The sequence below is a fragment of the Nisaea sp. genome (genome assembly GCF_017640745.1).
Lineage (GTDB): Bacteria > Pseudomonadota > Alphaproteobacteria > Thalassobaculales > Thalassobaculaceae > Nisaea.
Genome location: NZ_JAEPQA010000021.1, coordinates 78,208 through 84,408 on the forward strand (window position 1 = coordinate 78,208; position 6,201 = coordinate 84,408).

At 65.3% G+C, this 6,201-nt stretch carries 5 protein-coding genes; all 5 read right to left on the reverse strand.

Annotated elements, in window-relative coordinates; genetic code table 11:
* Positions 1 to 24: 24 nt before the first annotated feature.
* Positions 25 to 573 carry a PadR family transcriptional regulator gene (locus tag JJ959_RS15265; RefSeq protein ID WP_292885232.1) on the reverse strand — a complete coding sequence of 183 codons (549 nt, stop codon included), beginning with the start codon at positions 571 to 573 and terminating at the stop codon, positions 25 to 27.
* Between the two features lie 166 nt (positions 574 to 739).
* Positions 740 to 1,210, reverse strand: coding sequence for a hypothetical protein (locus JJ959_RS15270; RefSeq protein WP_292885235.1), 471 nt, complete (start codon positions 1,208 to 1,210; stop codon positions 740 to 742).
* A gap of 5 nt (positions 1,211 to 1,215) precedes the next feature.
* Positions 1,216 to 1,905 carry an SDR family NAD(P)-dependent oxidoreductase gene (locus tag JJ959_RS15275; RefSeq protein WP_292885238.1) on the reverse strand — a complete coding sequence of 230 codons (690 nt, stop codon included), beginning with the start codon at positions 1,903 to 1,905 and terminating at the stop codon, positions 1,216 to 1,218.
* Between the two features lie 52 nt (positions 1,906 to 1,957).
* On the reverse strand, positions 1,958 to 3,601 hold the full coding sequence (locus JJ959_RS15280) for a thiamine pyrophosphate-dependent enzyme (protein ID WP_292885241.1): 1,644 nt from the start codon (positions 3,599 to 3,601) through the stop codon (positions 1,958 to 1,960).
* 44 nt (positions 3,602 to 3,645) lie between these two features.
* Positions 3,646 to 5,946 (reverse strand): xanthine dehydrogenase family protein molybdopterin-binding subunit, encoded by a 2,301-nt coding sequence (locus JJ959_RS15285; RefSeq protein ID WP_292885243.1) that lies wholly within the window; start codon positions 5,944 to 5,946, stop codon positions 3,646 to 3,648.
* Positions 5,947 to 6,201: the final 255 nt, after the last annotated feature.

The following is a 6,201-nucleotide window of genomic DNA, read 5'->3' on the forward strand; positions in this document are numbered from 1 at the left end:
GGGAAGAACGAGTGAAGAAGGTGGTTACTCGGCAGCATGGCGTGCCTCCGAGCGCAGCTGTTCGAGCAGGTCCGCACGGTTCTGCCGCATGTAATCCGCGGCCGCCTGGTAGATCGCGCACCCGAGACCGCGCACGAAATCCCGGCCGGGCTCTTCGCCGGAACAGGTCTCCGCCTTGCTTTTGAGGTTCGCAACCGAGGCTTCGTACTGGGCGATCCGCTCGTCGACGAGGCGGGCGATCTTGTCCGGCGATTGGAGGGCCGAGAAAAAAATCAAGAACAGGAGGTCGGAGCGGAACTGATCATCCCCGGGCTCGGTCTGGCAGGCCCGATGGAGGGCAGCGGCCCCGTCCGGCGTCAGGCTGTAGATCTTCTTGTCCGGCCGTCCGTCCTGGGCTTCGGCCGTGACGGTGACCAGACCTTCCTCGGCGGCCTTGGTCAGGGCCGGGTAGATGGCGCCGAGCGAGGCCTTCTGAAAATGCGCGAACGGGCCTTCCGCGAACTGCTTGCGGATTTCATAGCCGGTCGCGTCCCGTCGGCTGAGAACCGCGAGACAGAGCGTTTTGACGTCCATGGATTGGGCGCTCCGGTATATCGGTCTGATATACGATCAATATGTCGGACCGATATATGGAACTCTACGGTGTAGTTTAAAAGGGAAAATTTTGTGTCGTAACTGAATACATGATTTTCGCGCGCGTTTGTGGTGTTCGGGTAACAGCCCGACGGGCTCGAAAGAACTATGCGGTTTCTAGCCGAAACTTCAGGAATCGCGTACCCGCATGGGTGATTTCTCCGATGAATTCCGCGCCGAGCCGGGCGAGTGCACCCAGATGCCGGCGGGACGGCGGCAGGAGGAAGGTCACGGAGGGAATGCGCGCGTCGGCGCGGGCGAAGGCCAGCGCCTGACGGCCGATCCGGGGTCCAAGACCGAACCGTTCGGGTTTCAGCACAAGGCCGAAATCCCAGTCTTCGCCTTCCTTCTGGAATCCGCCCCAGCCGGCATAGGTGCCGTCGAGGAGGATCGCCCAATGGCCCAACCCGTCGCGGCGCCAGCAGCTTTCCTTGGTTACGACGAATGCCTTGGCGGCTTCGATGTCCCAGGTCCCCGTCAAAAGCGGCATGTGCTCCGCCATCCGGGGATCTGACATATGCGCGGCGATCTCTTCCGGCGCGACTTCTGTGAGGCGGACAAAGTCGATGGTGAGCATCGGCGTCAGAAAGTCTCTTTCCAGGGCCGCAGTTCGACCTCCCAGGCCCAGCTCGAGCGCGGCTGGCGATGGAACTGCAGGTAAGTCTCGGCAATCGCGTCCGGATCGAGCAGCTTGTCCTCGCCCGGAGCCTCGCGGCTGTCGTTCTTGGTCCGGATGCCGCCGTCGATGACGAAATGGCCGATATGGATGTTCTGCGGGTGCAGTTCGCGTGCCATGGACTGGGCGAGGCCGCGCAGCCCGAACTTGCCCATCGCGAAGGGCGCTGATTGCGGATAGCCCTTCACGCCGGCGGAGGCGCCGGTGAACAGAATGCTGCCTTTGCCGGCTTTCAGCATCCGCCGGGCCGCCTGCTGGGCGACGAGAAATGCGCCGTGGCAGGTTACCGTGGTCGCCGCCAGTACCTCGTCAGGATCGAGATCGACCAGCGGCCCACGGGCACGTTTGGACGGGTTGAAGATGACAAGGTCCGGCGTTCCGAACGCGCCGTCGAGCCAGGTGAAGAGGGCGGCGACGCTGTCCTTGTCCGCGACATCGCATTTTTGGACAAGCGCCCCGGTCTCTTCGGCCAGCGCGCCGAGCTTGCCGGTGTTTCGCGCGGCGAGGGCGACTTTCATGCCGTCCTTCGCGCAGAGCCGGGCGAGCGAGGCGCTGAGACCGGCGCCGGCGCCGACGATGAGAGCTGTTTCGGCCATGAGTGCTTCCTCCTTGTTCGGTTGAGGGAGCGTTCCGGCCGCGGCAGTGCTGTTACCGCTTCGGCCGGGACGGTCCGGGTCGGATGACGGGCCACGGTTCCGGCATCTCACCGACAGGCACCTCGATCAGGGTCGGCCGCCCGGCGGCGAAGCCTTCCTCGATCTTGGCCCTGAGCTCTGCCGGGGTGGTCGCGCGCAAACCTAGCGCACCACAGCTCTCGGCGAGCTTCACGAAATCGGGATTGGTGAACTCGCTGGCGATCACCCGGTTGTCATAGAGCTCCTTCTGCATCCGCATCACGTTGCCGTAGGCGCCGTCGGCGAAGACCACGGCGACCACGTTGATCCCGTGATGCACGGCGGTGGCGAGCTCCGGCATCGTGTACATGAAGCCGCCGTCTCCGTTGATCGAGAGCACCTGTTTGTCCGGATGCGCGACCTGAACGCCGAGCGAGGTGGCGTAGCCGTAACCGAGCGTACCCTGATAGCCGGGCGAGACGAGGGTGCGTGGGCCGTAGGTCGGGAAACCGATGCGGCAGGCATAGGCGACCTGGGTGAACTCGTCGACGAGGAAGCCATCCTCCGGCAGCGCCGCGCGCAGGGCCGCGACCCACTCCATCTGCGGGCCGAGCTTTTCCTTGAACTGATGCAGGAATTCGGCCTTCAGCGCCTCCATTTCCTCGGTCCGCGATTCGCGCTCACGGTTGTAGTGCGGAAGCTTCGCGAGCAATTCCCGCGTCGCATTGGCGGCGTCGGCGACGATGCCGACATCCGGCTTCGCGACCCGGGTCAGTTCCGTCGGGTCGATATCGACATGAATGACCTTCAGCCGGTCGTCCGTGCCCCAGGTCATCCTTTCATGCTGCAGACGGCAGCCGATCGAGATCACCACGTCGGCATCGCCCCAGAGACGGTTGCCCGCCGGGTGGTGGAGGGAGAGCGGGTGCCGGTCGTCCAGCACGCCCTTGCCGTTCATGTAGGAGACCACCGGCGCCTGCAGCATTTCCGCGAGTTCGCGGATTTCCTCCGCCGCCTCGTAGGCGCCGCCGCCGACGAAGATCATCGGGTTCGCGGCCTCGCCGAGCAGCCGCGCCGCGGCGTCGAGCAGGTCGGGATCGGGTTCAGGAGAGTCGGGAACCGGCGTTGCCGCGATCCGGCCGACCGGGGCCGACTTGTGCAGCTGGTCGAGCGCCATCTCGATCCCGACGGGACGCGGCCGCCCGCCACGAAGTTCGCGGAAAGCCTGATCCATTACTGCCGGAACCTGGGATGGGTGGTCGATGCGGCGCGACCATTTGGTCAGCCGCTCCATCTGCCCGAGCTGGTCCGGGATCTCGTGCAGCATGCCGAGGCCGCGCCCGATGGTCTCGCTCGGGATCTGCCCTGTCAGCGCAAGCACCGGCGTGTTGCAGCCGTAGGCGGTGGAAAGCGCGGCGAAGGTGTTCAGAAGTCCGGGGCCGGGAACCACGGCGTAGGTGCCGATTTTTCCGCTCGACTGGGCATAGCCGAAGGCCATGTAGGCGGTGCCCTGCTCATGCCGGGCATTGATGACGCGCAGATTGTTGCGGGCGTCGTAGAAGGCGTTGAACAGCCCGTCGAGCTGGATGCCGGGGAGGCCGAAGACCGTGTCGATCCCGTTCTCCGTCAGGGCGCGGACCAGCGCCGTCCCACCGGTCATCTTGGTGGAGCCTGCCATGTTTACCTCCCTGGTTTGCGGCCGGTCTTGCTGCCGGCCTCTTGTCAGTCGTTGGCGTGGATCGCGCTCCAGATCTTCTCCGGAGTCATGGGAATGTCGATATGTTTGACGCCGTAAGGTGCCAGCGCATCGATGACGGCGTTCATGATCGGGCCCGGCCCGCCGATGGAGGGAACCTCGCCGACACCCTTCACGCCGAGCAGGCTGTTCGGCGAGGGGGTCGCGGCCCAGCCGTGCTCGATGAAGGGAACGTCGTCGGCGCGCGGGAAGGCGTAGTCCATCAGCGATCCGGTCAGTAGCTGGCCGGACTCCTGATCGTAGACGCTTCCTTCCATCAGGACCTCGCCGATCGCTTGTGCGATGCCGCCGGTGACCTGCCCGAAGGCGAGCGGTTCGTTCACGATGCGGCCGAGATCGTCGAGCCCGACGAAACGGTCGACGGCGACCTTGCCGGTTTCCGGATCGACCTCGACCTCGACGACATAGGCGCCGTTCGGGAAGGTCGTGTGCTTGCCCTCGAAATCCATCTCGCCGACGCAGCCGCCGCGCAGGCCCGGCTCCAGCGTGTCGGCCGGAATATCGCCCATGCGCGCCATCAGCTCGGGAAAGGAGATCGCCTTGTCGGTGCCGGCGACCTTGAAGGAGCCCGCCTCGTACTCGATGTCCTGAACCGCGGTCTCCATCATGTGGGCTGCGAGCTTCTTGCCGTTTTCCACCATCTCGATGGCCGCACGATGCACCGTGTTCGCTGCAATTGGCATGAGGCAGGAGCCGCCGGTGCCGCCGCCGGTCACGAGATTGCCGCTGTCGCCCTGTTCGACGATCACCTGCGCCGGATCGATCCCGAGGGTCTCGGCCGCGACCTGGGCGAGGGTGGTCTGGTGGCCCTGGCCGGAATCCTGCGTCCCGGTGCGCACCCGCACCTTGCCGTCGTTTGTGAGCTCGACCTTGCTGCGCTCGGCGGTGGAGCCGCCGGTCGCATGGACATGGATGCCGAAGCCGACGCCCCGGCGCTTGCCCTTCGCCTCGCTCGCAGCGCGGCGTTCGGGGAAGGTGTCGATCTTCGCCTTGGCCAGCGCCTTGCGGAAGATTTCCGGATAGTCGCCGCCGTCGTAATCCTCGCCCATCGGCGTGTGGAAGGGCAGGTCGGCCGGTTGCATCAGGTTCTTTGCCCGTATCTCCTGGCGGTCGAAGCCGAGCTTGTCGCAGGCAAAGTCGATGATCCGCTCCAGCGTGCCCGCGCTCTCCGGTTTGCCGGCGCCGCGATAGGCATCGGTCGGCGTGGCGTTGGTGAAGACCGCCTTCACGCGATATTCCGCCGCCTCGATCTTGTAGCAGGAGGTGAAGACCCGGACCGCGCCCTTGGTGACGATGGACGGGTTCACGGCGTTGAGGAAAGCCCCCATGTCGGCAAGCGCATCGATCCGGAACGCGGTGATCCGGCCGTCCTTCGTCAGGGCCAGCGTCGCCCGGTCGAGACGGCCGCGGCCCGGCGCGTCGGCGACGAAGCTCTCGGTCCGCTCGGCGATCCATTTCACCGGCCGGCCGGTCAGGCGCGCGGCGAGCAGGCAGAGGATCTGTTCCGGATAGGGCCAGATCTTCGCCGCGAAACTGCCGCCGACATCGTTGGTGATGACCCGCATCTGCGTCTCGTCGACGCCCAGTGCTTCCGCCATCGCGGCACGCAGCATGACGACGCCCTGGCTCGGCGTGTGGAGCACGTATTTTCCGGTCGCGGCGTCGTATTCGCCGAGGCAGCCGCGCGGTTCGACCGGCGCGATCACGGCGCGCGGGTGTTGAACGGTCAGCTCGACGACGTGGTCCGCCGCCGCGATCGCCGCGTCGACCTCGGAGCCGTTCCCAATGCGCCAGTCCAGACTGACATTGCCCGGCGCTTCCGGCCACAATTGCGGCGCGTCGGCAGAGACCGCGCGTTCGAGATCCGTAACCGGCTCCAGATCCTCGTAGTCGATGTCGATGAGTTCGGCGGCTTCGAGTGCCGCCGCCTTGGTTTCCGCAACGACCAGCGCGACCGGCTGGCCGGCGTATTTAACTTCGCGCTGCGCGAGAGCCGGGCGGTCCGGCTCGATCATCGGCGTGCCGTCGTGGCTGACCATGGGGGTGCGCGAGCGCATCATGCCGACGCCTTCGCGCACGAGGTCGTCTCCGGTGAGGACCGTCAGAACGCCGGGAACGGCTTTCGCATCCTCGACCGCGACCGAGACGAGGCGCGCATGCGCGAAGGCCGAACGGACCACAATCGCATGGGCGGCATTCTCAGGCTGCAGGTCGTCAACATAGAGTCCGTGGCCGGTCAGCAACCGGTCATCCTCGCGTCTCAACATGTATCCTGATCTCGATGGAATAGTGGCTGGACTGTCTCCTTTGTCGCACGCAAATATATGTTCGATCCAGTCCTTCCTGAGATTGGAGTGGTTCGGCTGAAGCGTCAGCCGCTTGGCAATATTGGGTTGGTAGATGAGCGGTTCAGGCGCCGGTTCTCCGGTTCTCGACAATTTGCGGGCTGCGTTCGATAAGGCTATGGCGCTGCCCACGATGCTGCAGCGCTATCGAGCCCTGCAGAACGTCGTGACCGATTG